General features: G+C 54.4%; 24 protein-coding genes. 14 read left to right on the top strand and 10 right to left on the bottom strand.

The window, feature by feature from the left end:
- Positions 1-6: 6 nt before the first annotated feature.
- Positions 7-468: a tripartite tricarboxylate transporter TctB family protein gene (locus ACT3TF_RS08555; protein ID WP_444672039.1), complete on the top strand. Its 462-nt coding sequence runs from the start codon at positions 7-9 to the stop codon at positions 466-468.
- Between the two features lie 20 nt (positions 469-488).
- On the top strand, positions 489-1,985 hold the full coding sequence (locus tag ACT3TF_RS08550) for a tripartite tricarboxylate transporter permease (protein WP_444672038.1): 1,497 nt from the start codon (positions 489-491) through the stop codon (positions 1,983-1,985).
- 100 nt (positions 1,986-2,085) lie between these two features.
- Here ACT3TF_RS08550 and ACT3TF_RS08545 read toward each other — a convergent pair whose 3' ends face one another.
- On the bottom strand, positions 2,086-2,325 hold the full coding sequence (locus ACT3TF_RS08545; RefSeq protein WP_444624531.1) for an Atu4866 domain-containing protein: 240 nt from the start codon (positions 2,323-2,325) through the stop codon (positions 2,086-2,088).
- A gap of 117 nt (positions 2,326-2,442) precedes the next feature.
- On the opposite strand from ACT3TF_RS08545, the gene ACT3TF_RS08540 reads away from it, so the two are divergent.
- Complete coding sequence (locus tag ACT3TF_RS08540) at positions 2,443-3,705, top strand: dicarboxylate/amino acid:cation symporter (RefSeq protein ID WP_444624532.1); 1,263 nt, start codon at positions 2,443-2,445, stop codon at positions 3,703-3,705.
- A gap of 145 nt (positions 3,706-3,850) precedes the next feature.
- Here the strand turns inward: ACT3TF_RS08540 and ACT3TF_RS08535 are convergent, their stop codons facing one another.
- Positions 3,851-4,024, bottom strand: coding sequence for a YqaE/Pmp3 family membrane protein (locus ACT3TF_RS08535; protein ID WP_096281858.1), 174 nt, complete (start codon positions 4,022-4,024; stop codon positions 3,851-3,853).
- A 230-nt stretch (positions 4,025-4,254) separates the two neighbouring features.
- Between ACT3TF_RS08535 and ACT3TF_RS08530 the strand changes: the two genes are divergently transcribed.
- A complete protein-coding gene (locus ACT3TF_RS08530; RefSeq protein WP_441685783.1) occupies positions 4,255-6,231 on the top strand; it encodes a TonB-dependent receptor family protein in 1,977 nt (658 codons plus the stop codon).
- A 174-nt stretch (positions 6,232-6,405) separates the two neighbouring features.
- On the opposite strand, the gene ACT3TF_RS08525 is transcribed toward ACT3TF_RS08530, so the two are convergent.
- The 3 genes from ACT3TF_RS08525 to ACT3TF_RS08515 all read right to left on the bottom strand — a co-directional run bounded on the left by ACT3TF_RS08525 (position 6,406) and on the right by ACT3TF_RS08515 (position 10,821).
- Positions 6,406-8,949: a glucose/quinate/shikimate family membrane-bound PQQ-dependent dehydrogenase gene (locus ACT3TF_RS08525; RefSeq protein WP_444624534.1), complete on the bottom strand. Its 2,544-nt coding sequence runs from the start codon at positions 8,947-8,949 to the stop codon at positions 6,406-6,408.
- Positions 8,950-9,180: 231 nt separating this feature from the next.
- Entirely contained in the window at positions 9,181-10,179 is a 999-nt protein-coding gene (locus ACT3TF_RS08520; RefSeq protein ID WP_096281851.1) for an NADP-dependent oxidoreductase, read from the bottom strand.
- A gap of 261 nt (positions 10,180-10,440) precedes the next feature.
- Complete coding sequence (locus ACT3TF_RS08515) at positions 10,441-10,821, bottom strand: septal ring lytic transglycosylase RlpA family protein (RefSeq protein ID WP_096281849.1); 381 nt, start codon at positions 10,819-10,821, stop codon at positions 10,441-10,443.
- Between the two features lie 323 nt (positions 10,822-11,144).
- Between ACT3TF_RS08515 and ACT3TF_RS08510 the strand changes: the two genes are divergently transcribed.
- On the top strand, positions 11,145-12,590 hold the full coding sequence (locus ACT3TF_RS08510; RefSeq protein ID WP_441686562.1) for a hypothetical protein: 1,446 nt from the start codon (positions 11,145-11,147) through the stop codon (positions 12,588-12,590).
- Positions 12,591-12,673: 83 nt separating this feature from the next.
- Here the strand turns inward: ACT3TF_RS08510 and ACT3TF_RS08505 are convergent, their stop codons facing one another.
- Complete coding sequence (locus ACT3TF_RS08505) at positions 12,674-13,552, bottom strand: DMT family transporter (protein WP_441686563.1); 879 nt, start codon at positions 13,550-13,552, stop codon at positions 12,674-12,676.
- A 101-nt stretch (positions 13,553-13,653) separates the two neighbouring features.
- On the opposite strand from ACT3TF_RS08505, the gene ACT3TF_RS08500 reads away from it, so the two are divergent.
- Both ACT3TF_RS08500 and ACT3TF_RS08495 read left to right on the top strand, forming a co-directional pair.
- On the top strand, positions 13,654-14,526 hold the full coding sequence (locus ACT3TF_RS08500; protein ID WP_441686564.1) for a LysR substrate-binding domain-containing protein: 873 nt from the start codon (positions 13,654-13,656) through the stop codon (positions 14,524-14,526).
- Positions 14,527-14,631: 105 nt separating this feature from the next.
- Entirely contained in the window at positions 14,632-15,189 is a 558-nt protein-coding gene (locus ACT3TF_RS08495; protein WP_444624536.1) for a cytochrome b, read from the top strand.
- A gap of 108 nt (positions 15,190-15,297) precedes the next feature.
- On the opposite strand, the gene pncB is transcribed toward ACT3TF_RS08495, so the two are convergent.
- Positions 15,298-16,497 (bottom strand): nicotinate phosphoribosyltransferase, encoded by a 1,200-nt coding sequence (gene pncB, locus ACT3TF_RS08490; RefSeq protein ID WP_441686566.1) that lies wholly within the window; start codon positions 16,495-16,497, stop codon positions 15,298-15,300.
- 266 nt (positions 16,498-16,763) lie between these two features.
- Between pncB and ACT3TF_RS08485 the strand changes: the two genes are divergently transcribed.
- Positions 16,764-18,416 carry a multidrug ABC transporter permease/ATP-binding protein gene (locus ACT3TF_RS08485; protein WP_444672037.1) on the top strand — a complete coding sequence of 551 codons (1,653 nt, stop codon included), beginning with the start codon at positions 16,764-16,766 and terminating at the stop codon, positions 18,414-18,416.
- Positions 18,417-18,457: 41 nt separating this feature from the next.
- Here ACT3TF_RS08485 and fhuF read toward each other — a convergent pair whose 3' ends face one another.
- On the bottom strand, positions 18,458-19,252 hold the full coding sequence (fhuF, locus tag ACT3TF_RS08480; protein ID WP_193063477.1) for a siderophore-iron reductase FhuF: 795 nt from the start codon (positions 19,250-19,252) through the stop codon (positions 18,458-18,460).
- 202 nt (positions 19,253-19,454) lie between these two features.
- Here fhuF and ACT3TF_RS08475 point away from each other — a divergent pair, with 202 nt between their 5' ends.
- The gene (locus ACT3TF_RS08475) at positions 19,455-21,623 is read left to right on the top strand and encodes a TonB-dependent receptor (protein ID WP_441686568.1); all 2,169 of its coding nucleotides are present in this window, start codon (positions 19,455-19,457) and stop codon (positions 21,621-21,623) included.
- 21 nt (positions 21,624-21,644) lie between these two features.
- On the opposite strand, the gene ACT3TF_RS08470 is transcribed toward ACT3TF_RS08475, so the two are convergent.
- Together ACT3TF_RS08470 and ACT3TF_RS08465 are read right to left on the bottom strand one after the other, a co-directional pair.
- Complete coding sequence (locus ACT3TF_RS08470) at positions 21,645-22,499, bottom strand: ABC transporter substrate-binding protein (protein ID WP_441686569.1); 855 nt, start codon at positions 22,497-22,499, stop codon at positions 21,645-21,647.
- Entirely contained in the window at positions 22,496-23,263 is a 768-nt protein-coding gene (locus tag ACT3TF_RS08465; protein ID WP_193063482.1) for an ABC transporter ATP-binding protein, read from the bottom strand. Before ACT3TF_RS08465 ends, ACT3TF_RS08470 begins: the two co-directional genes overlap by 4 nt.
- 707 nt (positions 23,264-23,970) lie before the next feature.
- On the opposite strand from ACT3TF_RS08465, the gene ACT3TF_RS08460 reads away from it, so the two are divergent.
- From ACT3TF_RS08460 to ACT3TF_RS08440, 5 genes are all read left to right on the top strand, one after another.
- A complete protein-coding gene (locus tag ACT3TF_RS08460; protein WP_444672036.1) occupies positions 23,971-24,498 on the top strand; it encodes an RNA polymerase factor sigma-70 in 528 nt (175 codons plus the stop codon).
- Positions 24,499-24,621: 123 nt separating this feature from the next.
- On the top strand, positions 24,622-24,828 hold the full coding sequence (locus ACT3TF_RS08455) for a FecR/PupR family sigma factor regulator (protein WP_444672035.1): 207 nt from the start codon (positions 24,622-24,624) through the stop codon (positions 24,826-24,828).
- Between the two features lie 253 nt (positions 24,829-25,081).
- Positions 25,082-25,327: an MbtH family protein gene (locus ACT3TF_RS08450; protein ID WP_064236157.1), complete on the top strand. Its 246-nt coding sequence runs from the start codon at positions 25,082-25,084 to the stop codon at positions 25,325-25,327.
- Positions 25,317-26,057, top strand: a complete 741-nt coding sequence (locus tag ACT3TF_RS08445; RefSeq protein WP_444672034.1) for a thioesterase II family protein — start codon at positions 25,317-25,319, stop codon at positions 26,055-26,057. Before ACT3TF_RS08450 ends, ACT3TF_RS08445 begins: the two co-directional genes overlap by 11 nt.
- On the top strand, positions 26,035-26,703 hold the full coding sequence (locus tag ACT3TF_RS08440; RefSeq protein ID WP_444672033.1) for a 4'-phosphopantetheinyl transferase family protein: 669 nt from the start codon (positions 26,035-26,037) through the stop codon (positions 26,701-26,703). The genes ACT3TF_RS08445 and ACT3TF_RS08440 overlap by 23 nt, the downstream gene beginning before the upstream one ends.
- Positions 26,704-26,722: the final 19 nt, after the last annotated feature.

Raw genomic sequence — 26,722 nt, 5'->3', positions numbered from 1 at the left:
GGAGTTATGACGTCTTCAACTTTTAGCCGCTCCTTCCCATGGGGAAATGTACTTTTTTCGTTAACGCTAGCGGGGGCGTTTTTCTACTACGCTCACGGCGTTCATGCCGCTGCTCGTGGGGCTACCGACTGGGTATTGGTAGTCCCCGTCGCCGGTATCGGCATTGCATCTCTATTGGTTATTACAGGTACGAAAATTGTGGATTGGTACCGGGAGCATGCGCATGATTCAGGCCGCACTGTTCCAGTCAAAACCCTTCTTTTCATGGCGCTGTTGGTTCTTTACGTGGGTGTACTGCCATTCATTGGTTTTGATATAGGCAGCTTCGTGTTTCTTGCTTTGACGCTTTACGTGCAAGGAGAAAAGCGCTGGTGGGTGTTGCTAGGAAGTGGCGTGCTGGTCTCTTTCGTTGTGGTGTTGGTATTTGTCCAGCTTCTTAACGTACGCCTTCCGACTATCCTGCTTTAACGACAAAGGTGCTGAAATTCATGATTGATACGGATGCATTCCAGGCCGCGATTGAGCTGCTCGCAAGCACGCCAGCAGCGTGGTGGGTGGTCGTCCCTGGCTTGATAATCGGATTGTTCTTTGGCTCGATACCGGGGCTGTCGATTTCTATTGCCATGGCGGTGTTTCTCCCTGCTACGCTGTATATGGATTTTCTACCCGCTATTCTATTTCTGACTGCCATTTTTACAGGCGGCGGTTTCGGCGGTGCGATACCCGCTATCATGATGAATATACCCGGCACATCCTCCTCGGTAGCCACGGCCTTTGACGGCTATCCTATGGCGCGCAAAGGGCAGCATGCTCAAGCGCTCGGCATTGGGTTAATGGCTTCCGTACTAGGCACGTTAGTCGGATACTTGCTGCTACTGCTGACAGTTCAATCAGTATCCCATTGGGTTCTTAAGCTAGGGCCAACGGAGATGTTGGTTATTGCTCTATGGGGGGTCACGCTGATTGCCGTGTTAAATGACGCTAGCATTTCTAAAGGGCTAGCAGCGGGCGCGCTGGGTATTCTGATTAGCACTGTCGGCTACAGCGATGCAGGACAGATGCGAGGAACCTTTGGCAGTATGTACTTGCTGGATGGTATTCCGGCCATACCTGCGCTCATCGGCTTTTTCGCGGCATCTGAGTTGTTTAATCTGGTTGGTAAAAACTACATCGTGGATGCACAGGAAAATCGTGTTGTCCGGTTTCGCAGTATTTTGGAAGGAATGGGGTTTGCGGCAAGCAGGCCACTACAGGTGCTGCGGGGAGGGGGGATGGGTGCGGTTATAGGCGCCATTCCTGGCGTAGGGGCAAGTATCGCTAACCTTGCCGCTTATGCAACGGCGAAAAAGCAGTCGAAAGAGCCAGAGTCTTTTGGCAAAGGCCATCCTTCCGGGCTCATTGCGGCAGAGTCGGCTAACAGCAGTTCTGAAGGGGGTTCAATGATTACCCTTCTGGCGCTGGGGTTGCCGGGCGGCGCGGGTACCGCTGTATTGCTCAGCGCGTTTGCTTTGCATAATGTGACGGGAGGCCCACGGTTCATCCGCGAAAATACCGACATTGTCTATGCCCTGATTCTTGGCAATATGGCTCAGGCCGCCTTATTGTTGGTGGTTGGGCTGGGCTTTATTTTTTTGGCGGGATATATCGTCAAAATTTCGCTTAAATTCATGATTCCCGTGGTAATGGTGCTTTCTGTCGCAGGTTCTTACACCATTACAGGAAATATGGTGGGCCCGATTACCGTTGTGGTTACGGGTATCCTGGGATGGCTGATGCGTTTGTATGGCTTTCCAGTGGCCGCTACGGTGGTAGGTCTATTAGTCGGTAGTATGGCTGAAGGTGAGCTGGTAAGAAGTATGCAGATCAGCGGAGGTAGCTTAGGGTTTATATTGGAACGGCCTATTACGCTGATTTTTCTGGCTTTACTACTGTTGTCTATACTGCCTCGCATTGTAGGAAGCGTCTCTAAGTGGAAGAAATCTTAAACTGCTCCACTGTATTGCTGTGCCTCTAAAGCCACTGGCTTTTAGTAAGCCGGTGGCTGTTGCCGTTACTGAATAATAGCGCTGTAAAGAATGGCATTGCTTACTTTTTACGATATAGCACCATACCTGCGTGATAGAGCACGCCATCGATGAACTCACCATCAGCGGTAAAACCGGTGTCATCCCAGTATTCTATGTAGTTATTCGTTACTCGATAGCGGCCCTGGTAAGCACTTTTATGCTCACCACGGGCCTCGTCGTAGCGATTGTTGGGTAAAAGATCATGACGAATACGTCCATCTTCAGTTACCCACATACCAACATACGGATGGTCTGCCATAGCTTCGATTTACTGCCGCCTACTCACCTTGTCGATCTTGCTGTGCCACACTAATAAGGTGGTGTGCAGGCTTATCAAAATAGGCCCATCAACGTATTCAAACCTGTAGGGACTCAAATGACACGCATATGGAAGGCCTATTTGAACGCGTCGTTGATTTTACGCGTCACCATCGCGCTGGTATTGGGCGTGTTAGTCGGGCTTGTTGGCGGGGATACAGTGGCCGTTTGGCTGGCGCCGCTGGGTGATTTACTGCTGCGGCTACTGACCTTTTTGATTGTGCCCATCGTGCTGTTCACGCTGATGGTGGGGGTTAACCAGTCGCGCGAGGGTAGCGCGGGGCGTATAGGCGGAAAGGTCTTTGGCTATTATCTGGCGTCTTCAGCGCTGGCCATTATGGTGGGCTTAACGGTTGCTACGCTGTTTAGCCCAGGAAGTGGCATGACGCTCAACGACGAAGCCAGTTTTTCGGTGCCTGAAAACCCTGGCGTTGTCGAGGCGCTGCTTAACATCGTGCCGGATAATATTATCGGGGCTTTTGCCGAGCTTAATATGCTGGGCATTATTTTTACGGCATTAGTGTTTGGTATTGCGCTGCTAAAAATGCGCCAATCACCGCGCCAGCATGCGATGGGCGAGCGGTTGTACGAGGTGATTGAGGCACTAAACGATGTCACGCTAAAAGTTATGTCAGGGGTGTTGCACTATGTGCCCATCGGCGTCTTTGCAATTGTCGCCGAAACGGTGAGCCGTCAAGGCTTGGAAACGCTGCTATCGTTGGGTGATATGGTGGTTGTGCTGTATATCGCGCTGGGCGTTCATGTGCTGCTTTATTGCGGCATCATGCGTTTATTTGGTGTGAAACTACGCACCTTCTTCCGTGAGGCACGCACGCCCATGCTCACGGCATTTGCCACTCAAAGTAGCTCTGGCACGCTGCCGTTAACGGTCAACGCGGCCCGCCGTTTAGGAATTTCTAAGAGTATTTATGGCTTCAGCCTGCCGCTAGGGGCCACTTTGAATATGGATGGGGCGGCGATTCGTATCGCTATCTCGGCAGTCTTTGCCGCCAACGTGATTGGCGCGCCGCTGGATTTCATCAGCATGGTACAGATTGTGCTGATTGGTACGCTGGTCTCGGTGGGCACTGCCGGGGTGCCGGGTGCCGGTATCATTATGATTGCCACGGTGTTTGCCCAGGTCGGGCTGCCGATTGAAACCGTTGCGTTGCTCGCCGCTATTGATGCACTGGTAGGCATGGGCGCCACGGCCTTGAACGTGACCGGCGATTTAGTCGGCACATCGGTGATTGCGCGTAGCGAAGGCGAGCAGTTAAGTGAGACGCCTGTAGAAGAAGCGTCAGAGGTTGCAAAGGGGTAGCTTAAAAGCGCTTGCCCTGTAGTCCCGTGAGAATGCATTCACTCCTGGCATCGGCGCCTCCATGGCCACGTTGACTAGGCATAAAAAAGCCGCCTAAGTGTGACCTTAGGCGGCGTTGCATTTATCAAGCGATGAGAACTAAATGTTAGTGCTTTAATATCACATAAAACGCATGGATGATGCCGGGTATAAATCCAAACAGCGTTAGAATAATGTTCAGCCAGAAATGTCCTTTAAATCCGACTTCAAGAAATACGCCGAGTGGCGGAAATAGAACCGCAAAAATCATTTTGATTGGATCTGTCGCTGTAAACGCCATGAAGCCTCCTTTGCTTTCAGGGGTGTAGCCTGTACAAGTTTAAGCATTACCAAACAATTTATCTATGCCTCAATTAACTACTAGAGACTAGCCAGATCAGGAAATCGTTCAATCCTGCCATGCATTTTCACGTTGAGGTATCTGGGAGGGACCCCGTGTTGAGAAGAGTAGCGACCACGTCTTTTTGTTTATTAAGCTGTCTGACGGCTAGCCAAAGCTGGGGCCAAAATATGCCAGTGACTTCCAGCGCGATGGACACGCTAGAGGTCACGGCACCGCGCCTGGCGCGCGAACTGTACGCAACGCCTGCCGCGGTCTCAACGCTTGACCGTGACGCCATTGCACAGGGGCAGCAGCGTGCTCGCCTGGATGAGGCATTAGTGCGCGTACCGGGCGTGTTTGTGCAAAACCGCGATAACTTTGCCCAGGGCCAGCGAATCTCTATTCGAGGTTTTGGCGCGCGGGCACCGTTTGGCGTGCGTGGCATTACCGTGATGGTCGATGGCATTCCCTACACGCTGCCCGACGGTCAAGCGCAGCTTGATGCCATCGATTTAGACAGCGCCGAGCGTATCGAGGTCATCCGCGGGCCCTCTTCGGTGCTTTACGGCAACGCGGCTGGCGGAGTGATCGCGGTGACTACCGCCGACGGTCGCGATAACCCAGGAACGCGCCTGCGCGCGGAGGTTGGGAGTGACGGCTATCGAAAAACGTCGCTGCAAACCGGCGGTTCTCAAGGAGACTGGTCGCATCATGTAAGTCTTTCGGCGCTCAATGTTGATGGCTATCGTGAGCAGAGCTCGACTGAAAAGTATTTGCTAAATGCCAAACTGCGCCGTGAGTTAGGCAGCGGAAGGGCGATAACGGCCATTATCAATTTGCTTGAAAACCCGCGCTCCGAAGATCCTGGTGCGCTAAATGCACGCGAAGTCGCGAACGGGCGTGATCAGGCCGCCCCAAACTCCATAGCATTGGATGCTAGGCAAAACGTTGATCAGCAGCTGCTCGGCTTACAGTACGAAGATCTGTCCGCAGGCCCTGGCGAGCTCTATGTAAAGGGTTTTGTTGCGCAGCGTGATTTTGAGCAGCAGCTGCCGTTCGTGGGCAGTAGCCGGTTGGGCTATCAGCGTGATTACCTGGGCGCGAGCGCTGAGTATCATCATGAAATTAATGTAGGCAGCCTGCCGCTGAGCTATATCACCGGTGTGGATGTGGCGCGTCAAAACGATGAGCGCTTTCGTAATGATGTAAACGCTCAGGGCGTGGTGGGTGAGCAATTGGCGGAAGAGACGCAAACGGCAACCTCGGCCGGGGTCTTTGCTCAGGGGGATTTGGCGCTTTCCGAGCAGGTAACACTCTCGCTGGGTGCCCGCTTTGACCGAGTAGAGTTAGAGGTCGACGACCGCTACCTGGACGATGGCGATCAAAGCGGTGAGCAAACCTTCAACGAATGGAGTGGCTCAGCGGGTTTGAGCTACCGCTATCGCCCACAGCATCAGGCATATGTGAATACCGGTACCGCGTTTGAAACGCCCACCTTCTCAGAGTTTGCTAACCCCTCGGGTGGCGGTTTCAACCCTTCAATTTCGCCGCAAAAGGCCTGGAATCGTGAGATAGGTCTGCGCGGTTACGTTGAACCGCTGGCGATGGATTACGACTTGGCACTGTTTTCGGTGCGTGTGCGCGATGAGTTAGTGCCGTATGACGAGGGTGCTCGCACCTTCTATCAAAACGCGGGCGATACCGACCGTGATGGGATTGAGCTGGCGCTAGGTTGGCAGTTAGCCAGCCAGTGGCGATTGGACAGCGCCTTAACGTTGGCGCGCTACGAATTTGATGGTTTTGCAACGCCAGCTGAGCGTTTTGATGGTAATCGTATTCCCGGTTTGCCCGAGCAAACATGGGTCAATCAGCTAAGTTGGCAAGGCCTTGATGAACGCTTTGCAACGCTGGAAACCCAGTACGTGGGCGATATGGTCGCAGACAATGCCAACGACACAGAGGTTGATAGCTACTGGCTGGTCAATTTGCGGGTGGGGGATGGCTGGGCGCTGGGCAGCGACACCAGGCTGAATGCTTATGTCGGCATACGTAATCTACTTGATGAGGAGCATTTCGCTAACGTGCGCCTGAACGGCACCTTTGGGCGCTTTTACGAGCCCGCGCCAGGACGCAGTGTGTATGGCGGAGTGGAAGTAAGGTTCTAACCCTGCAATTGAGGTACTAATAAGCGCTGCGCTGAGAATGGCCTAGGCGCTTATTCTCCACTTCCCATCAACAGAACGGGCGGCCCTGAGGCCGCCCGTTGTGTTTGTCGTTACCAATGCGGGCCGCTAAAAAATAGCGTAGCTGAGCATAGTTAACGTTTTACTTGGCTCACATTATTCCGGTAGCGCGTAGCCAATGACATAGTCACCCATTTTTGTACCAAAAGTGCCGTGGCCTCCCGCCGTAACGACCACGTACTGACGCCCATCTGTGCCGGTATAGGTCATTGGGGTAGCCTGGCCGCCGGCCGGCAGACGCGCTTTATATAGCTCTTCGCCAGTGGTGACGTTGTAACCACGCAGATACTGATCCAGCGTGCCGCTTAAGAACGAAACGCCGCCCGCCGTGGTTAATGGGCCGCCAAGCGCAGGCACCCCCACGTTCAAGCCAATCGGTAGGCCAAACGGCATGCTGTCGCGAGTTGTGCCATTGCGGTGTTGCCAAACGACCTCTGCGCTTTGTAGGTCAATTCCAACCACGTTACCCCAAGAGGGCGCTTGGCAGGGAAGGCCTAGCACGGAAAGCAGCGGGCCGAGTTCAACCGCGTAGGGCGCGCCTTCATTGGGCTGTAAGCCCTGTTCGCTGGCAGAACCTTGGCCTTCCTCCACCTCGTCACGCGGGATCAGCGTGGACACAAACGCTAGGTACTTAGCCCCGGTGAACAGCGCTTGACGCTCAGGGTCAACCGCAACCCCGCCCCAGTTCATCACACCCACATTGCCGGGATAGATGATGCTGCCTTCCAGCGACGGCGGGGTGTATTGGCCTTCATAGCGTAATGAGTTGAATTGAATGCGGCACATCATTTGATCAAACGGTGACGCGCCCCACATATCACGTTCGGTGAGTGGCGGAGGCAGTAGGTTCAGCGCCGATTGAGTCTGGGTTTCAGCAGTCCAGTCGCCGTCTACAGCGCCTTGAGGCACGGGCACTTCTTCGATGGGTACAATCGGCTCGCCGGTTTGGCGATTTAATATATACAGGCTGCCCTGCTTGGTTGGCTGGATTACCGCAGGCTGTGTGCCGTCGTTGGTGGCTAGATCTATCAGCACCGGCTGGGCGGGGGTATCCATATCCCATAAGTCATGGTGTACAAACTGATAAGCCCATTCAACTTGGCCATCGTCCAGATTGAGTGCTACTAAGCCCGCACCATAGATTTCGTCATTTGCTGTGCGGTCGGCGCCATACTGATCGGGGGTGGCATTGCCCATGGGTAGGTAAACCATGCCAAGTTCTTCGTCAACGCTGATCGGCGCCCATACGTTGGGTGAGTTGCGGGTGTAGGTTTCGCCTTCAGCCAATGGATCGGTATTGTCTGGATTGCCGCTATCCCAGTTCCATACCAGCTCGCCGGTGTGCACATCAAAAGCACGAATAACCCCAGATGGCTCATCGGTGGAGCTATTGTCGGTGACATGGCCGCCCAGGATTATCAGGTTCTCGGTCACCGTGGCAGGGGAGGTTGAGTAGTAGCCGCCCGGTGCAAAATCGCCAATATTGTTAGTCAGATCAATTTCGCCGTTATCGCCAAAGTTAGCGCAGCGTTCGCCGTTATCGGCATTCAAGGCGATCAAGCGAGCATCCGCCGTTGGCAGGTAGAGCCTGCGTGGGCACATGACATCCGTGGCGCTCAGCATTGCGGGCGTAGTGCTATCGTCTGCAACGCCAAACAGCAGCGACAGAAAAGAAAGATCCAGGCTGAAAATATCGTTGTTATCGAAGATATCAAAAGACATTGCCGTGTCGCTTGCCGGTGCGCTGTCTGTCGCTATGTTAGTTGCGTCGTCGTTAGGCGTGGCGTCAGAAGAATAGCTGGCTGCATCGTAGTAGGCGAGGCCGCGGCAGGTCATGTGCGCCCAGCTGGAAAAGTCATCTGCCCCCTGAGTGCTGATTTCCGGGTCGAACTCCCAAAGGGTTTCACCCGTTTCAGGAGAGAGTGCCATGGCACGGCTGTGCGAGGTGCAGATATACAGGCTGTCGTTAACTTTTAGCGGCGTATTTTGATTGGTAATTTCGGGTGGTGCATTAGAGCCCGCCTGATCGCCGGTTTGAATGCGCCACACCTCTTCAAGCTCGCTAATGTTGTCAGGCGTTATCTGATTAAGCGAGGAGTAGTGAGTGCCAGCGTTGGTGCCGCCGTAGGCAGGCCAGTCGTCACCTGCCACCTGGGCGGGGTTAACGGCGCCGGCACCGGGTATGTTGTTTGTGGCTAGGGTACCTTTAATAGTGCCGGGGTCGCTGAACTGACTGGCGATGGCCACGATCATCGCCGCGCTAATGCTGGCCATCAGTGCCAAGCTGCCGCCGCGTGAATGGAGCGGCTTACGCCACCAGGGAAGCAGTAGCAAAATGCCTATTAAGCAGAGAATCGCGACCCGAGGAACCAACTGCCACCAGTCCAGGCCCACTTCCCAAAGTGCCCAGCCCAGGGTGGCTAAAAGTACCAGTGCGTAGAGCCAGAGAGCGGCGCCTCGGCGCAAGATGAATAAAATGCCGCACGCGATAATGCTCAATCCGGCGATTAAGTAGTAGGCGCTGCCGCCCAGGCTGATTAGCTTTCCGCCGCCAACGGCGAGCACTAAACCCACTATTAATAAAACAAGGCCCGCGATGATAGCTGGCCATTTGCAGTGGTCACGCGTGCTTTCTTTCATGAGATGTCCCCTTATGAAAACGTACTAACGTTGCTTGATTTAGATAGACAAGCAACATGCCAACAACGCGCTTTAACCCATCGACAGCGCCGATGGGTTAAGACACACCTTTTCAGTGGCTATTTTAGTAATCAAGCCGCTATTGGTCTAACGGTTTGATTTTTTTCTGAGGCGAGCACGTTACCGCAACGTCGCAGTCGTTGCGGTAACGTGGGACAGCAGGTGAGAGCGTTATAGCTTAACCAGCATTTTGCCGGTGTTGCCACCTTCAAACAGCGCAAGGAAGGCATCAGGCGTACTCTCCAGGCCTTCTTTGACGGTTTCTTTATAAGCCAGCTTGCCTGCCGCTACCTGGGGAGTCACTTCGTTTAGGAAATAGGGGTAGCTTGACCAGTGATCAGCAACGATAAAGCCCTGCATCTTCGCTTTGCGAATCACCAGCTGAGAAAGATTGCTGGGGCCGGGCGAGGGCGCTTCAGCATTGTAGCTATCGATCATGCCGCATACGGCGATGCGCGCGCCTTCATTTAGCTGGCTGAGCGCTGCTTCAAGGCAGATGCCGCCCACATTTTCGTAATACACGTCGATGCCGTTAGGGCTGGCAAGTTTGATCGCATCGCTTAATTCTTGCGCGGTCCGGTTTTGATAGCTGACAGGCTCGACGCCTAATGATTCAAGCCATGCGAGCTTATGAGCCGCGCCCGCAATGCCAACGACATGGCAGCCCTTTGCTTTCGCTAGCTGAACAGCCAGCGAGCCAACCGCGCCGCTGGCGGCACTCACTAAAACGTTGTCGCCCGGCTTGCATTCGGCTATCAGATTGAGGCCGGTCCAGGCAGTCATGCCGGGCATTCCTAGAACACCCAGGTACGCTTGTTCAGGCACGTCATTTTCCGGTAAGGGCGTGAGGCCTTCTGCGGGAAGCTGAGCAATATCACGCCAACCACCCATGTGACTGACGTTATCACCGACCTTAAGACGTGAATCATTGGACTCGATAACCTCGCCAATCGCACCGCCTTCCATCGGTTTACCAATTCCAAACGGTTCTACATAGGTGCGCAAGCCACTCATGCGGCCACGCATGTAGGGGTCCACAGACAGCCAGTGGTTGCGAATACGCACTTCGCCTTCGGCAAGGTCAGGCAACGTTTGCGTCTCAAGCGCGAACAGAGAGCGGTCGGGTAGGCCGTTGGGATAAGCGGTAAGCGTGTAAAAGCGCGACTGCATAAATGTCTCCTGCGAATACGTTACATGATGAACATTACGCGTTGTACGACGCGTGCGGTGTCCCTTGTAGCATAGAGACCATTAGCCTGCTGGCAAGTTCGTCAATGTAGGTTAATCGCGCGTTTAGACACAGGGCGCACAAAAAAACAGGGCGATCCATTGCTGGTCGCCCTGTCTATATGATGCTGTTACGATACTACGTGTGCTGTCGCATTGATTAGGCTAAGGGGTATCACACACCAACCAAGAATGTGTTATCCGTTAATCCAACAGCGTTACCATCACCGGTGCCGTACCGCGTCGGAGCATGCCAAGCTTAACCGCCGCGCGTTTAGATAAATCAATGATTCGCCCTTGCACAAAAGGGCCGCGGTCATTGATCAACACTTCTACTTCTTGCCCAGTATCCGGGCGTGTCACCAGTACTTTCGTTCCAAAAGGCAGGCTTGGATGAGCCGCCGTTAATGCCTGTTGGTCAAAGGGTTCCCCACTAGCAGTGGTGGCTCCCTGAAAGCGGTCGCTGTAAAACGATGCGACGCCTTCCTGTATTTCTGTTTCGTGTGCAAAGGCACTATTGGCAGCGCTACATGTTACGATCGCTGCCAAGCAAATCGTTCGGATCAGTCTTTTTCGGGCTCCCATGGGAGTACCTCAGTTTTGCGTGTCACGAATCCCGCACTCTTGATGAGGTGCCTTATAGGCCAAACGATAGTACCCGTGTCGCTTAAGCTCAGCAAGCTTTAAGAAGATCGGTGCAATTAGGTTCATATTCGAGATTTTTACACTTGCCTTATGCGACCTTGAATTTCAGCTACTTACCGAATTGTGCAGGAACTGTGTCAATAATAGCGTGACTGAAATACAGTGCTTTTCATGAAACGCTCACTTGAATAGCGTAAGCATCTTATACTTACGATTGACGCATTAATTAATCATTGTCATTGCGACTTAATAGGAAATTATTCATGGCTAAATCTTCTTCCTTGGGTTTTGTACTTGTCGCTGTTGGCGGCGCTGTCGTTGGTTTTTTGGCCGCTCAAGTTATTCCTTTGCAGGGGCTGTCAACCGACGCGACGCCCGTCGAAAACGTTGATGGGACTGGTAAACAGCCTTCTTCTGCTGTTGCGGGATTGAAGAAATTTACACTCAACGAGCGTATGAATGGTGAAATAACGTCGGCTAGCGAGCTCAACGGTAAAGATGGCAGCCGTTTTTTGCGCTATGCCATGACGTTGGAAGCAGAAGATTTAGTCGAAATTTCTCTGCGTGGCGCATTGCAGGGCATAGTGGCTCTGTATGATGATCAGCTGCAGCTGCTGGCAAGTGCGCCAACGGTACGCCAGCGCATTGAAGAGAGCGGTGATTATGTAGTGGTAGTGAGCGGAGCTGATGCGCATAGCTACGGCCCGTTTAGCGTCAATGGCCGTACTATCGAGCTCAGTGATTCCGATACGCTAACCGTTGATGCGCCTATCGATAGTTGGCTCAATAACGAAGCCCGTGAATTTACCCTAACGATCGCAGAAGCCGGTATGTATCAAATAGAGATGCGTGCCGATGACTTCGATGCCTATCTAGTGTTGGAAGGCCCCAATGGCTATCTGCGTGAAGATGATGATAGTGCTGGTGATTTAAACGCACGCATTTCGGATTTTCTTGCCCCGGGTGATTACACGCTGCGCGCACGCACGGCCTATGGCGATGCCAATGGCTTGTTCTCGCTAACGGCAGAACCGCGCGAGCTGCCAGGTGATGGTGAGCTGCGCAATGATGGCCCTATTGCGCCCAATGAGTCCTTCAATGGCTGGTACAGCGGTCAAGATCTTGGCTATGAGCTAGAGATTGAAGAAGCTGGCATGTACCAAATTGAGATGAGCTCCAGCGAAGTCGACTCCTATCTGGTATTGGAAGGCCCCAATGGCTACTACCGCGAAGATGACGATAGTGCAGGTAACTTGGATGCGCGCATTGCTGACTTTTTAGCACCCGGCACCTATCAGCTAACAGCACGCACGGCTTATGGTTCCGAGAGCGGTCTATTCGCGCTTGCCGTTGAGCCGCGTGAATTGCCCGATGACGTTGAGTTGCAAAACGAAGGCGCGCTCACGTCTGGCGAGACGTTAAATGGCTGGTACAGCGGTGAACCGCTTACTTACGAGCTTACGATCGAGGAAAGCTCGCTGGTGACGATTGCCATGCGTTCTTCAGATTTCGACACCTTTTTAGAAATTAGCGGCCCAGGCGTTGCTGTAAGTGACGATGATGGCGCAGGCGGTACCAATTCGCAGTTGCAGGAACAGTTGCTACCGGGAACTTATACCGTGAGTGCACGCGGATACAGCACCGCAGGCAGCGGTTTGTTTGAGCTGAACGTTGAGACTGAAGCCGCGGATATTGCGCCAGATATGTAATTTCCCGCGCTTTTGACGCAGTCCATAACGCCCTTGCCGCTGATAGCGACAAGGGCGTTTTCATTTGTCTTAGCACACTGCCGCTAGCGGCCTGCTTTGATGCAGCCCGCGACGACCAGCACCGCCGCTGCGGGTAGGCGCCAGTCAAGAACGCTCATTCCTGCCAAGACCAGCAGCAGGGCGGCTAAAATGGGTACGCCGTAAGCAAGGCTGCCAACCAAGCTGGTGTGCCCCCAGCGAAGGGCTTTATCCCAAGCCACCATCGCTATCCCGTACGGACCTAGCCCCAGCGCGATACCTGCCAAAAGTGCTTCGCCACTGGGCAGCGCAATGTGCCCTTCTAATAGCAGACTAGCACCTGTAGCGATAGCGCTAGCAACAAGCAGCAGCCTAGGTAATATCGGCGTAAGTGCCACCGGAGCTGCTTGGCTCAACCATGAATAGATAGCCCAGCAAAAAGCCGCTAAAAGTGCCAAGGCGTAGCCAGTAGTAGCGCCACCTAGGCCGCCACTGATCGCTTGGGGCACGAGTAGCAGCGCCGCGCCTGAAAACGCAATCAGTGCGCCTAAAGCCCCGGCTAAGCGTAAGCGGCCAAAGCGACTCCACTGGGTGAGTAATACAAACAGCACGGGCCAGGTATAAGTAATCAGCGCCGCTTCAGCGGCGGGCGCTAAACGCATGCCGATAAAGTACGTGCTCACCGCACCAAAAATGAGCAATGGAACGCCTACCCAGATCCTGAACTGCCAGCCAAAGCTGCTGGCCGCGACGTTGACGCGGCGGCTTAGGGGGAGCGTTGCTAGTGCCCCAGCTAATAGCGTTACCGTCGTTAGCTGCAGGGGTGGCGTGGCCTTTGCGAATTCAGCCAGCAGCGGCGCCGCACTCCAAAGCATCACGGCCACTAGCGCCGCGCCAATGCTGTACCAGCGTGGAAATATGACGGGGGCGTGAACGGGATGCATGTGCGATCTCCTTGATTTAAGCATGTGCAGAGCAGCATACTTATTGCCAATGCATCACAATATCAATCTTTATTGATGGTATTCATCAAGGATTATGATATATGCGCGCACCGACGTTGGATCTCACCTTGCTGCGTACGCTAGTGGCTATTTCTGATACCGGTAGCGTGACCGCGGCGGCTAAGCGCTTGGATTACACGCAGTCGACGGTCAGCATGCAGTTGCAGCGATTAGAAGCGCAGTTAACGCTTACGCTGCATGAGCGAGAAGGGCGACGAATACGCTTTACATCGGAAGGAGAGCGTTTGCTTAGCCACGCGCGCCGCCTGTTAGCGCTTAACGACGAAGCGTGGAGCGACATGCAGGCGCGCCAAGTCACCGGTGATCTTACCCTGGGGATTCCTGAAGATTACGCGTCGTTATTGCCCTCCGTGTTTGCTTACTTTCATCAGCTTTATCCGTCAGTTGGCTTGCGGGTTATTTGTGGCACCAGCGCACTGCTTGTTGAGCAAGTTAAGACCAAAGAGTTAGATTTGGCCTTAGTCACGCGCCAGCGCAACTCCCCCGGTGGCGATGTCATTCGCCGCGAGCCGTTGGTGTGGGCGGTGGGCGTGAATCAGCAGCCGTTGCTCAGTGACCCACTGCCGCTGGCGCTCTATTCCCCCGGCGCTGATGTGTTTCGTGAAGTGGCCGAGCAGGCGCTGCAGGCGGCGGGGCGCAGTTGGCGAGTTGCCTATACCAGCCAGTCTATGGCGGGGTTAGCGCCTATCGTGACGGCTGGGCTTGCGGTGGTGGTCGTCACGCGCAGTATGCTGACGCCATCCTTACGGCCTTTAGATGAAAGTAGCGGGCTGCCCGCGCTACCAATGATTGAGTTGGCACTTCACCGTGCGCCGCATCGCCCCTCAGAGCCGGCGCGCCGTTTAGGAGAGTTGATTCGCGAGCAGCTAGCCGCACCTGAACAAGCGCTATAAGGTAAGTAACGTTTAGCGTTGAACGTGGCGCAATGCTTTAATCAGCGTGAGGGAGCGTTACTGACTAGAATGATAAGCAAATAAATTGGCGGTTAGGAGCATGGCATGCACGAACTGGATCACTATATTTACCCGCATCGGGTACTGCACTGGCTAGTCGCTGGGGCGTTACTGCTCTCATTGGCCAGTGGCTTAACATTAGGATTGGTAGGTTTTGACCGTATTCTTGACTTGGCGGGAAGCGTGCTTACCAATTTGCTATACACCAGCCATAAAACGCTCGGCGTATTGATCTTACTGCTGATGACGCTGCGTATCATTACGCGCCTAGCCTTTGTGGTGCCGGACCATTCACCGCCGCTGAATGCCTTTGAGCGTACCGTCAGTACTAGCGTGCATCATTTGCTGTATTTGGCACTGATTATTATGCCGATAGTGGGCTGGGCCGCGACGGCAAGCGGTGGGTTTCCGGTGGAGTTTTTCAAGTGGCAGTTACCGGGCTTAATCGGCCGTCATGAGCAACTGTCCGAGCAGTTGTTTGTATGGCATGGATGGCTAGCCTGGATCATTTTAGGACTGGTGGTTCTGCATGTCGCGGGGGCGCTGTTCCATTGGCGAATCAAGCGCGACAATGTGATGACGCGGATGAGCTTATTTGATTGAGTCGGGCGAGCGTGCCGTTGCGATAGCCGCCCGCTGAGCGGCACCGTAACGGCGGGAAAAGCGGGAGTCGGGGCTGTTTCTGGCCCTGCTCCTGCTTTTTCGTCGGTCTCAATGCTCTACCTGAAATACCCGCTTAAGGTATTTGACGAAGCCCTGATCTCGTGACGACGTCTTGCCGGGTTCATCGGAGATCTTGGCCACCGGCTGGCCGTTGCAGGCCACCATTTTAATCACCATGTTCATCGGTTTTAGGCCGGGCACGTCGCAGGTAAGCGTAGTGCCAATCCCAAAGCTTGTTTTGATTCTGCCTTCAAGCGTTGTCTTAAGCGCCATTGCCTTATCGAACGTTAGCGAATCGCTAAAAATCAGCGTCTTGCTGCGGGGGTCGATGCCCAATGTTTTATAGTGCTGGATGCATTTTTCCGCGAAGTGCAGTGGGTCGCCGCTATCGTGGCGAAGTCCATCGAAAAGCTTGGCAAAATACAGATCGAAATCTCGCAGGAAGGCGTCCAGCGTGATGGTGTCGGTGAGTGCGATACCAAGATGTCCGCGGTATTCCTGAACCCAGGCTTCCAGTGCCGCGCGCTGGCTATCGACTAGGCGACTACCTAGCTGCTGGTGTGCCATGACCCATTCGTGGGCCATCGTACCCATGGGAGCGAGCCCGTGGCGCCTGGCGATATCGACATTGCTGGTACCCACGAAATTGCCTGGGAACTCCTGATTCAACACCGTAATGATGGCTTCCTGCACCGGCTGAGAAAGCCGACGGCGGGTGCCAAAGTCTGCAAGGTTCAGACCTGCCAGCTGTTCGGACGTGTAGTTGTCACGCAGCGTATCGAGCTTATAGCGCAGCTGATTCACCGCCTGCTCAATAGTAATATCAGGGTAGAGTACGCGGTTACGTACTTCGCTAATGATCGCCAATAACACGATTTCGAACAGTATGCTGTGCGACCAGGGACCGTCGATGACGATACATAGCTCCTGGTCTTCCATAAACACGTCAACGTACTCGGGACGGAAACGAAACAGTTCTAGGAAACGTATAAAGTCCGGCGTGAGGTAGTTAATCGTGCTGAGATAAGCCGATTCCTCGACGCTGAGCTTGAGAGTGCCTAACTGATCGATCTGATCGCGAATCTCGCTCAGGTACGGCGCCAAATCTTCCGAATTACGGCACCGGAATTCCCAGGTAACACTGGCATTGGGGTATTTGTGGTGTACCCCCTGCATCATGGTGATCTTGTACCAGTCGGTATCCAGCAGCGAGGTGATGATAGGCCCGTCGCGGTAAGTGGCTGTCATGAAACATTCCTAATGTAGCGCTGGTGCTTGGTAAACGGGGCCCTCACTGAGTGCATGGGGTCTCCTTGGTTATTGTAACGACTAGCTGAGGGTGTAGCCGCGGCGGTTATGCGCCTTTTATACACCGCTTTTATGCATTGCCCGTTATGAATGGGAATCATGCCATCCGCCTAGTTTACAGGTAAGCGAGATTTGATGCCTTTATTGACATCGCTGGGCAGTACGTCAAACTTCAGCGCTCTTTTATTTACAAGGTGAAAATTCCCATGGAGCTGGTGCGCTTAGTACTTCACCACTATCGCTGGCCATTTTTGGGCGCGATAGGTTTGAGCCTGTTAAGTGCTGGCTTAGGGGTGGGCGTTATTGCGTTTATTAATCAGCGGCTGATTGAAGTAGGCAGCTTGGCCGCGTTACCGCAATTTTTGGGCTTATTGGCCCTGCTACTCGCCATCACGCTGGCGACACAGCTGGCGCTGACCGTGCTTGGGCATCACTTTGTATTTGACCTGCGCTCACGCTTGGTGAAGCGCATCCTGGATAGCGATATCGAGCGCCTGGAGCAACTGGGCAATTCCACGTTGCTTGCCAGTTTATCGAGCGATGTGCGAAATATCACCATTGGCTTTGTGCGCCTGCCAGAGCTGATTCAAGGGGTGGCCTTAACGCTGGCTTCAATCGCTTACCTGGCTTGGCTATCGCCGCAAATGGTGGTGATTACCGTGCTGTGGATCGCATTCACCATGGGGGTGGGCTGGGTGTTGGTGTCGCGGGTCTATCGCCATTTTCGCTTAGTGCGTGAAAGTGAAGACCGCTTATATAAAGACTATCAATCGGCTATTGAAGGGCGTAAAGAGCTTGCGCTCAACCGCGATCGTGCGCAGCGCTTTTTCGACGAAACTTATACTGCTAATGCCCGTGATTATCTCTATCACATTATTCGTGCCGATACCTATCACCTAAGCGCCGGCAACTGGTCCAATATTATGATGCTTGGAGCCATTGGCGTGGTTTTCTTTATGGCTAACGGGCTGGGCTGGGCAACGCCTGCCGTCGCCGCTACGTTTGCGCTAGCGCTGCTGTTTTTACGCACTCCCTTGATTCAGGCCATCGGCGCGTGGCCTACCTTGATTAGCGCGCAGGTAGCCTTTGATAAGCTGGCAAGCCTGGAGCTTGCCGACTACCAACCAGGCTTTAGCGTCGACGATTCGCTGCACGACTGGCAACGGCTTGAGCTGGTCGACGTCAGCTATCATTACCCGGCCAGTGCACAGGGTGAAGGGTTTCAAGTCGGCCCTGTTAGCCTGACGCTGGAGCGCGGAGAGCAGGTGTTTCTTATTGGGGGCAACGGTAGTGGTAAGTCGACGTTGGCGCGGCTATTAACGGGGCTCTATCGGCCCCAAAGTGGCCAAATAAAGGTGGATGGCCAGGTGCTGACGTCGGCCCAATGGCATGCCTTTAGAGCGCGTTTTGCGAGCGTGTTTACCGATTTTCACCAGTTTGATCAAGCCATGGGCCCAGGTGGGCTGCCGGCTGATCCACAAACGGTGGCGACGTGGCTAGAACGGCTGCAAATGCAGCATAAATTGCAGTGGGAAGGGGATCGAGTCACTAATACGCAGCTTTCACAAGGACAGCGTAAGCGTCTGGCGCTGCTGCTTGCGATTGCTGAAAAGCGGGAAATTTTATTGTTGGATGAGTGGGCCGCCGATCAGGACCCGCAGTTTCGTCGTTTATTCTATCGTGAGCTGCTGCCACATTTGCGCGATATGGGCATCACGGTGTTTGCTATCAGCCATGACGATAGCTATTTCGAACATGCTGACAGGCTGTTGGAAATGTCGAAAGGGCAGTTAAGCGAGCTTAAGGGCGAGCAGCGGGCGCTGGCTAGCGCCGATGCGGTGGCGCAAATTAATATCTAGATCAACTATCGCCTGCCTGTTTTTCTGAGCAAGTCGCTCAATTAGCAAGCGGCTTGGTTGGTTCGGGCGTGCTTGCTTGCCTCGATATTGCAGGCTTCAAGTGGGCAGGTGCCGCAGGTGCCTAATTCATCCAGTAGGTAGCGCAGGCAGCACAGCTTGCGCACCCGCTTTACCTCTTCGCTGCCTTTAGGCTGAACGTAACGAACCGGTTGAAAGAGCGGATTGCGTTTGCCGTTCGCCAAGGTACGTGTTTCTAGCAGTGCTTTGGCCGCTTCAAGGGCGCCCTCGTTGACGAGGGGATGCTCAGCCAACACATTGATGAAATGATCGATGTAGCTCCCTGCATTACTCCAAAATACCCGCGTTGCCGCGCCGGAAATAGCCGCTAGCTGTTCAATTAGCGGTGTCCAGTGCTGCTCGATTAACGTCGCAAAGCGTTCATATGGGGAGTGGGTAGTTAATGGCGTGCCTTCGTGAGGCAGCCACAGCCGTGAGGTACAGCCCTTGTCGTTAAGGACGACCTGGAGATCATTCAATCCCACCGGCAGTTTGCGATTAAGCAGCAGGTTGGCCACAAGCGTCGGCAGTGCCAGCGCGCTGAAATGCCACTTCGACCAAATAGAGGCAACGGCTCGTAGGTCCCCACCTGGGTATTGCTCCGCCATGAGGGCGATATCTTCTTTCAGCCAATGGGCATCGAGCCAGCGGGCAGCGTTAAAGGCTTCCAGCGGGGGCGTCCCGCCAATAAGAGGCGGCGTAAAGTTGGCTAACGGCCCTATATAGCAGGCAGCTAATGAAGGTTCGAAGATTTGCGGCTGACGCAGGGCGAGGGGCATAAACGGACTCCAACACAGGGCGCTGGGTGAATAACAATGCGCTTACTTTAAACGGTAATGCATCTCAGTTAAATAGTGGCGTGTGTGTTAAATGCGTTTTAATATCAAATGAAAATAATTTTGCTTTGCTGTAGCATTCGCATTCCCGCTATGTTTTCAGCACTTGCTGCCCGCTATTAATCGATACTGAGGAACTCGCTTCATGTCGCTGCCTTCCCCTTCCTGGCGCACGCTCACCTTTGTATTACTGGGAGCGCTGCCGATGCCCACGATAGTGTGGGCGCAAGCATCCTCTGGTAATAATGCCCCGCTTGATACGGTCACGGTGATCGGTGAAGCGGCCACTCACGGTGATACACCGTCGCCCGCGTTTGCCGGGGGGCAGGTGGCTGCCGGAGCGCGCGTTGGCTCCTGGGGGCAGCGTAATGCTGCCGATGTGCCGTTCAACGTCATTGGATTTACCGCTGAGCTTATTGATAATCAGCAGGCGGACACGTTGGCCGATGTGCTTATTAACGATGCGTCGGTGCAAAGCGGTTTTGGTTTTGGCAACTATGCTGAAAAGTTTCAGATTCGTGGCTTTGAACTTGATGGCGAAGATATCTCTTATGGTGGGCTTTATGGCGTATTACCTCGCCAGGTGGTCGCGACCAATATCGCCGAGCGCGTCGAGCTGTTTAAAGGCGCCAATGCCTTTGCTAACGGCGTTTCGCCCAGCGGCTCGGGTGTGGGTGGGGCGATCAACATTGAGCCAAAACGCGCTGCGGATGCGCCGCTGACAAGACTAACCACCGGGGTGACGGGCAGCGGCTATGTGGAAAGTGGCATAGACGTTGGGCGACGCTTTGGCGATGAGAATCGATTTGGCGTGCGCGCTAACGTTGTGCGCGGTCGCGGCGACACCGCGATCAACGATGAGGAGAGGCGGGCAACGTCTGCCGTGGTTGGACTCGATTATCGCGGTGACCGTGGTCGTGCTTCGTTAGATATTGGCCATCAAACTCATAACGTCAACGGTGGGCGTTCGGTAGTCTATGCTGGTGCTGGGCTAACGGCGGTTCCCAATGCACCCTCAGCGGATGCCAACTATTCGCCAGAGTGGGCGAATACCGATTTGCGCACCAATTTCGCGATGCTGCGTGGAGAGTACGATATCACCGGCAGCTGGACCGCGTATGCCGCACTGGGTGGCAATAACACGCGCGAAAGCGGGCTTTATGCATCGTCAACGGTTAACAATGCGCAAGGTGATTCCACCATTGGCCAACTGCGCGCTCCTTATCGTGCGGAAAGCGTTGGCAGCCAAGCGGGTCTGCGCGGAGCGTTTGACACCGGTGCAGTGAGTCACCAGCTGGACCTTGGCTATTCAAGCGTCTATCGCACGACGCGCTCGGCCTATGAGCTAGCTTCACCCGGTCAGCCGTCCAATATTTACCGACCGGCTGACATTGCCGTACGCGAGCCTGCGTTTGCAGGTGGAGATATGAATGACCCCAGTTTACGTAGCCGTACCCGCAACAACGGCGTATCGCTGTCTGATACGTTGGGCTTTCTGGATGATCGCCTGCTCTTCACGCTAGGGGCGCGCTACCAGGAGGTCGAGGTCACCAACTATGATTATGACGGCGACTTTGATGCTCGCTTTAGCGATACGCGCCTTTCGCCCGTGTATGGCATCGTAGTAAAGCCGACGGATAGCTTGTCGCTTTACGCCAATCACATTGAAGCGCTCCAGCCAGGCGACACCGCGCCAACAAGAGCGGTAAACGCGGGCCAGAGCATTGGTTTGGTCGAAGCAGGACAAAACGAGGTGGGTGCTAAGCTGGATTTGGGTACTATCGGCGGCAGTTTGAGTCTGTTTGAAATCGAGCAACCCAATGCCTTTATTGACGCTGAAACCGGTGTTTTTGGCTATTACGGCGAGCAGCGTAATCGTGGCGTGGAGCTCAGTGTGTACGGTGAGCCGGTGGAGGGGGTGCGTTTGCTGAGCAGCGCCATGTGGATTGATCCTGAGCTGGTTCGCACCGATGACGGCGCTAATCAAGGCAACGACGCGGTGGGAGTGCCCAACTACCGCTTAGTGGTTGGCAGCGAGTGGGATATTCCTCAGGCTCCGGGCTGGACATTGAGCGGCCGCGCGGTGCGTAACGGCAGTCAGTATCTAGACCCCGCCAACCAGCTTGAGGTTGACGCTTGGACCCGCTGGGACCTTGGGGTTCGTTACGCCATGCCGTTAAATCAGAACACGCTCACCCTGCGTGCCAATATCGAAAACCTCACCGATGAGAACTACTGGGCTTCTGCGACCGGCGGTTATTTGACGCAAGGCGAGCCTCGTACGGTCAAGCTTTCTGCTGCATTAGACTTTTAAGCTTTCTTTAAAGAATTTCGCTTAACGAGCTAATAGCGCTTCGCTGAGTAACTCAGCGAAGCGTGCTGCTGATGGAAACCCGCCAAAACTCCACACCGCCGGTAGGCGAATAACGCGATCTGCCTGCACGGCGGGCAGGTGCTGCCACAGTGGATTGTTCGAAAAACGGTCGCTCATCCCCGCGGGCAGTGGCTCGACGACGACAATGGCCGCATCGGGATAGGACAGCAACTCCTCTAGCGCCACCGTTGAAAATCCCCACTGGTTGGTCGGATGCTGCCAAACATTGCTCAGCCCCAAGCGTTCAAGTACCGCTTGAAAAAGGCTGTGTTCGCCAAACACGCGTAGATGGCGCGCATCGATAAACTGCACAACGAGTAGCGATGGCTGCTCTTCTAACTGCGTTTTTTGCTGATCCAAATAGGTTTCTAAGGCATTGATCATAGCGACCGCTGCATCCTCGCTGCCGCTCAGCGCAGCCAAGGTGTGGGTTGTGCGCTCAAGGCGTTGCCACAAGGGCTCGCCGAGCTGGTAGGTGTCTAGCGCGGTCACGGGGGCAACGGTACTAAGCTGTTCGCTTAAGCGCATATACAGTGGCGAAAGCAAAATATGATCTGGCGCTAGTTGAGCCATTAACTCGCGGTTGGGCTGCGCCCGAAGACCAACGTCAACAACGCCTGGCGGTAGCTGCTCGGCGCCGGCCCAGCGTTGATACTGGGGAATCTCTGCTAACCCTACGGGCGGATTGTCTAGGGCGATCAATGTTTCGGCAATCGTCCAGTCCAGCGTCACAATAGTGTTTGAGGCGATGGCCTGACTAGAGAGAGAGCTCAGGCAGCTCAACGCGAATAGCCCGTTGCGAAGACGAGGTGTCACTGGGCAACGGCGATATTATGCTCTCCGTTAGGGTGCTTCATTACCTGCATGGGGAGCCCGTAAATAGCTTCCAGCGTGCTATCGCACATCATGTCGTTTGGCGTGCCGCAGGCCAGTAAACGACCGCTGTGCAATGCCATCAGCTCGTCGCAGTAGCGTGAGGCCATATTGATGTCGTGCAGCACGATAATAACACCGAGATTTAGCTCGTCGCACAGCTTGCGGATCAGCGCCAATACTTCGATTTGGTGAGCGATATCCAGCGCTGCTAATGGCTCATCGAGCAGCAGAAACCGGCTGCCCTGGGCGAGTAGCATGGCCAGCCATACGCGCTGGCGTTCACCGCCGGAGAGCGTGTCGACCAGGCGGTCGGCAAAGGCCTCGGTGTGAGTAAGGGCAATGGCCCGATCAATGGCCTCTTTGTCTTTTGGGGTGTGGCGCCCCAACAGCCCGTGCCATGGATAACGGCCAAAGGCCACTAGCTCGCGCCCGGTAAGGCTTTCGGCGCTGGGCAAATGCTGGGGCAAGTAAGCCACCTGGCGGGCAAACTCACGGTTTCCCCAATCACTTAGCGGGCGCTGGTCAAAGTCAATCTCACCTTGGCTGACCGGCTGCTGCTGGGCCATCAATTTAATCAAGGTCGACTTGCCTGAGCCATTGTGGCCAATCAGGCCGTAAACTTTGCCTTCATGAAAGCTGTGGTCAATGGGGGTTAGAATTGGTTTGCCATTAATCTCAAAAGTGGCGCCTTTGACCTCGAACATGAATCACTCCTGGCGATAGGGTTAATGATAATGGCTCCATTCTAGTGCTAATAGTTCTCATTTTTAACAAAAAAATGAAAAGATTCACGTGAGATAGGGCAAACGCCGCCTGGGAAAAGCAGGCAAGGGGGCGGTCTCGGTCAGCTAGCCCACGTTTGATTGGCTAGCCGATGAGAGTAGAAATGACTTGGGTCGTTTATCAGGCAGAAGTTAAACACGCTAGCAGTTGGCTGTGCCGCTCGGGGTGTGCCGCCAGTAAACTGTTACCATGATATTCCCGGCGGACGTACCGTAGTAGTCGACAAAATCTGACGCCCTCTTTTGCTCAAAGGCAATTCTTCTCTTTAGCGGATATCCCTCGCGTAACAGCGCGCCCGCCTCGTACGCTACCTGCTTCACCATGCCGAGTGTCATTATTGCTATCGAGCACTGTATGTCCCCCTGGGCATGTATCGTGTCTTAGTGGATGGCAAAAACTGTATCCATTCATGATGCGGAGATGACAGAGGTAACGTGGGTTAATGGTAGATCATCTATGCATTTGGTGTATGAGAGACGCCCCTATCACATGTCGCTATTAGCTAAATCAACAAGCATATCGTTATAAGAAGTGGGTCAGCTCTCACCGGTTGACTTGCTGTGCGTTAACGCAAATAATAATTATTGCTATTTATTCGGTGGCGTTAATCAAGGCAGGAGGCCGTGCTGTGGATACCCAGACCTGGAGCGCTGAGTTAGAAGACGTCTTCATTAATCAGCGGCCCCGGCTCTGCTTTGTCGCTGCAAAAGTATTGGGCAATGCTGATCAAGCCGACGATGTCGTGCAGGATGCCTATCTAAAAATTTCAAAAGCAACCACACTTTTTGAGGTAAAACAGCCCATATCCTACGTATCACGTGTGGTGCGCAACCTCGCTATTGATCGCTGTCGCCGGTCGGCGTTTGAGTCTGCGCTGTTTGCGAAAGAGGAGGAGGGGAGTAACGCCTCTCATGCCTCACACTCACCCGAGGTAATTGCGATTGATCGCCAGGCCTTGGCCCAGGTGGTTGAAGCGTTGGACGAGCTACCAGAGCGTACGCGACGCGCTTTTGAGCTCTACCGTTCGGGAAGCCATACCCAGCGGGAAGTGGCCCAGCAGTTAGGGGTTTCTACCACGTCAGTTAACTTTATGATTCGTGATGCGCTGACTCATTGCCGCCAGTCGTTACAGGGTCAGTCGTTGCCAGATAGGTAAACCGACGTTCCGTCCTCTCTTTGTTGTCGTTTTGTTACACTGTCAGCAAATAGCGTTGATGCTATTAGACGCTTCCATAGACAGGTATTAGGCAGGCAGCAATAGCGAGGTTTGACAGTCACGATGGATAACGACAGCGGCGACGATGCCGTTTGGCAAACAGCGCTAGACTGGCTGATGCGCGAGCACGAGCAGACTTTGAGCGACGCTGATCGCAAAGCGCTGCATGCGTGGTTAGCGGCTTCTTCCCAGCACCGCCGTGTATTTCATGAAGCAGAACAGCTCTGGCTGCTAACAGGATTGATCCCAAGTGGTGATGAACGCAGCTGATAAGCCACTGTTTTTTTACTCCCACCTTAGATTATCAAGCTAACTAAATGGTCGCGAGCTACAGCTGCCGCCCACCGGTGCAGTGTTTAGCTTGGCAAGGGTAATTCCAAGCCGGCGTCCTAGCAGACCATCCCCTTGTTTTTTCTATTTTCTTCCCCCAGCACTAAATTTTCTAACGACTCACTCGTCGTTAAGTAATGAGAAGCAATTGCGTTTTATTTCTCATTTCTTAAGCGACGGTGAGGTTAGACCCATGACAAGCTGTTTTGATCGTGAAGATGGTGTTTTCCGTGTACTCGTTAACCACGAAGAGCAGTACTCCCTCTGGCCCGAGTGGAAGGCGATTCCCGCCGGTTGGACGGATACCGGCGTGCTGGGCGATAAGCCAACCTGCTTAGCCTACGTCGAAAAGACCTGGACCGATATGCGGCCACTCTCGCTGCGCCAGTGGATGGATGAGCAGGCCAGCGCTGAGGCGGAGCAGGTGAATGCAGGTTAAGCGTTTAAGGCTGCTTTGCCTGCCCTGCGCCGGGGCCAGCGCCACCATGTATCTACGCTGGAAGCGCCAATTGCCCGCCTGGGTTGAAGTATATCCTGTCGAATTGCCTGGGCGTGGCGAACGCCTGGGTGAGCCGCTTATTGATGACTTCGAGACCCAGGTGGTGCGGCTGTGCGAAGAGCAGGCAACGCGGATGCGCGGTGATTTTGCCCTGTTTGGCCACAGCATGGGGGCGCTGCTGGCCTATGGCATGGCGGCACGCTTACGCGATGTGGGGCGCCCTCAGCCACGGATGCTATTCGCCTCAGGCAGCGCGGCGCCCTCAATGCGCGACTCAGAGCGCTTGGCAGGGCTTGATAACGATAAGGCCCTAATCGCAGATCTGCGCCAACAGGGCGGTACCCCAGAAGAAGTGTTCGAAAGCCCAGAGCTGCTGCGCCTTACCCTCGATATCTTGATGGCGGACTATCGCCTCTGTCGTAGTTTTCGCTATCGCGGCGGGGAGCCGCTTGCATACCCCCTGCAGGTGCTCGCTGGGCGCGATGACGATATCGAAAGAGAGCGCCTGGAAGCTTGGCAGCGAGAAGCGGGCGGAGCGTTCTCGTTAGATTGGTTCGAAGGCGGCCACTTCTTTATTCGCCAGCAGCAAGCACAAGCGTTGGAGACCATTGAGCGGGCGTTGGCCCGACGGCTAGAGGAGGTTCCCCATGCAGCGACTGCAGTTAGCTGAAGGGGTGCCCGAAGGGCTTGAGGTTTGGTGCTTAGCGCTCGACCTTAACGCCCCGATAGCCGACGACGATGACCGGCTGCTAAGCCGAGCCGAGTGGCAGCGCGCCCAGCGGCTTCGCCATCACGCCGATGTAGTGCGCGCCGTGGCGACACGCGCTGCCCTGCGGCGACTGTTATCCGCGCACACCGGTATAGCACCCGAAAAGCTGGTGTTCACTCATAACGTCTACGGCAAACCCGCGTTGGAAAACGCTGATGGGCCTGCTTTCAATGTTTCCCACTCTGGCAACGTCGCCCTAATCGCACTAGCCCCCGGCGGCGCGGTGGGGGTCGATATTGAGCGTCGCCGACCCGATGCGGAATTGGCGCCGCTACACGGGTTGGTGCTATCGCCGAGCGAGCAGCGCGACCACATTAGCGGCGCCACGCTGCCCTTTATGGAGCGCTGGGTGGTTAAAGAAGCGGTACTCAAAACCTTGGGTTTAGGAATCGCTGACCATCTACAGGCGCTCTCGGTTAGCCCAGCTTCGGTGTCGCCCACTAGTTACTGCCTTGAGCACTCGCTTCCCGTTTTATCACCTTTGCAAGCATGGCCGCTGCCCGCGCCGAGTGGCTATGCCGCTGCCTTGGGCTTTGCCCAGGGATAACGCTACTCAACGATTTTTT

It is taken from the genome of Halomonas sp. AOP25-F1-15, assembly GCF_052378675.1.
GTDB lineage: Bacteria > Pseudomonadota > Gammaproteobacteria > Pseudomonadales > Halomonadaceae > Vreelandella > Vreelandella casei.
The sequence above is the reverse complement of the archived record's forward strand: the minus strand, read 5'-3'. Positions and strand labels throughout refer to the sequence as shown.

What these genes read in the sequence shown, in the direction of transcription:
- ACT3TF_RS08485 (WP_444672037.1), top strand. Translation starts at nt 16,764, where the DNA reads ATGGAGCTGGTGCGCTTAGTACTTCACCACTATCGCTGGCCATTTTTG.
- pncB (WP_441686566.1), bottom strand. Translation starts at nt 16,497, where the DNA reads ATGACAGCCACTTACCGCGACGGGCCTATCATCACCTCGCTGCTGGAT.
- ACT3TF_RS08445 (WP_444672034.1), top strand. Translation starts at nt 25,317, where the DNA reads ATGCAGGTTAAGCGTTTAAGGCTGCTTTGCCTGCCCTGCGCCGGGGCC.
- ACT3TF_RS08515 (WP_096281849.1), bottom strand. Translation starts at nt 10,821, where the DNA reads ATGGGAGCCCGAAAAAGACTGATCCGAACGATTTGCTTGGCAGCGATC.
- ACT3TF_RS08455 (WP_444672035.1), top strand. Translation starts at nt 24,622, where the DNA reads ATGGATAACGACAGCGGCGACGATGCCGTTTGGCAAACAGCGCTAGAC.
- ACT3TF_RS08505 (WP_441686563.1), bottom strand. Translation starts at nt 13,552, where the DNA reads ATGCATCCCGTTCACGCCCCCGTCATATTTCCACGCTGGTACAGCATT.
- ACT3TF_RS08545 (WP_444624531.1), bottom strand. Translation starts at nt 2,325, where the DNA reads ATGGCAGACCATCCGTATGTTGGTATGTGGGTAACTGAAGATGGACGT.
- ACT3TF_RS08500 (WP_441686564.1), top strand. Translation starts at nt 13,654, where the DNA reads ATGCGCGCACCGACGTTGGATCTCACCTTGCTGCGTACGCTAGTGGCT.
- ACT3TF_RS08525 (WP_444624534.1), bottom strand. Translation starts at nt 8,949, where the DNA reads ATGAAAGAAAGCACGCGTGACCACTGCAAATGGCCAGCTATCATCGCG.
- ACT3TF_RS08495 (WP_444624536.1), top strand. Translation starts at nt 14,632, where the DNA reads ATGCACGAACTGGATCACTATATTTACCCGCATCGGGTACTGCACTGG.
- fhuF (WP_193063477.1), bottom strand. Translation starts at nt 19,252, where the DNA reads ATGCCCCTCGCCCTGCGTCAGCCGCAAATCTTCGAACCTTCATTAGCT.
- ACT3TF_RS08550 (WP_444672038.1), top strand. Translation starts at nt 489, where the DNA reads ATGATTGATACGGATGCATTCCAGGCCGCGATTGAGCTGCTCGCAAGC.
- ACT3TF_RS08465 (WP_193063482.1), bottom strand. Translation starts at nt 23,263, where the DNA reads ATGTTCGAGGTCAAAGGCGCCACTTTTGAGATTAATGGCAAACCAATT.
- ACT3TF_RS08540 (WP_444624532.1), top strand. Translation starts at nt 2,443, where the DNA reads ATGACACGCATATGGAAGGCCTATTTGAACGCGTCGTTGATTTTACGC.
- ACT3TF_RS08520 (WP_096281851.1), bottom strand. Translation starts at nt 10,179, where the DNA reads ATGCAGTCGCGCTTTTACACGCTTACCGCTTATCCCAACGGCCTACCC.
- ACT3TF_RS08450 (WP_064236157.1), top strand. Translation starts at nt 25,082, where the DNA reads ATGACAAGCTGTTTTGATCGTGAAGATGGTGTTTTCCGTGTACTCGTT.
- ACT3TF_RS08555 (WP_444672039.1), top strand. Translation starts at nt 7, where the DNA reads ATGACGTCTTCAACTTTTAGCCGCTCCTTCCCATGGGGAAATGTACTT.
- ACT3TF_RS08535 (WP_096281858.1), bottom strand. Translation starts at nt 4,024, where the DNA reads ATGGCGTTTACAGCGACAGATCCAATCAAAATGATTTTTGCGGTTCTA.
- ACT3TF_RS08440 (WP_444672033.1), top strand. Translation starts at nt 26,035, where the DNA reads ATGCAGCGACTGCAGTTAGCTGAAGGGGTGCCCGAAGGGCTTGAGGTT.
- ACT3TF_RS08530 (WP_441685783.1), top strand. Translation starts at nt 4,255, where the DNA reads ATGCCAGTGACTTCCAGCGCGATGGACACGCTAGAGGTCACGGCACCG.
- ACT3TF_RS08510 (WP_441686562.1), top strand. Translation starts at nt 11,145, where the DNA reads ATGGCTAAATCTTCTTCCTTGGGTTTTGTACTTGTCGCTGTTGGCGGC.
- ACT3TF_RS08475 (WP_441686568.1), top strand. Translation starts at nt 19,455, where the DNA reads ATGTCGCTGCCTTCCCCTTCCTGGCGCACGCTCACCTTTGTATTACTG.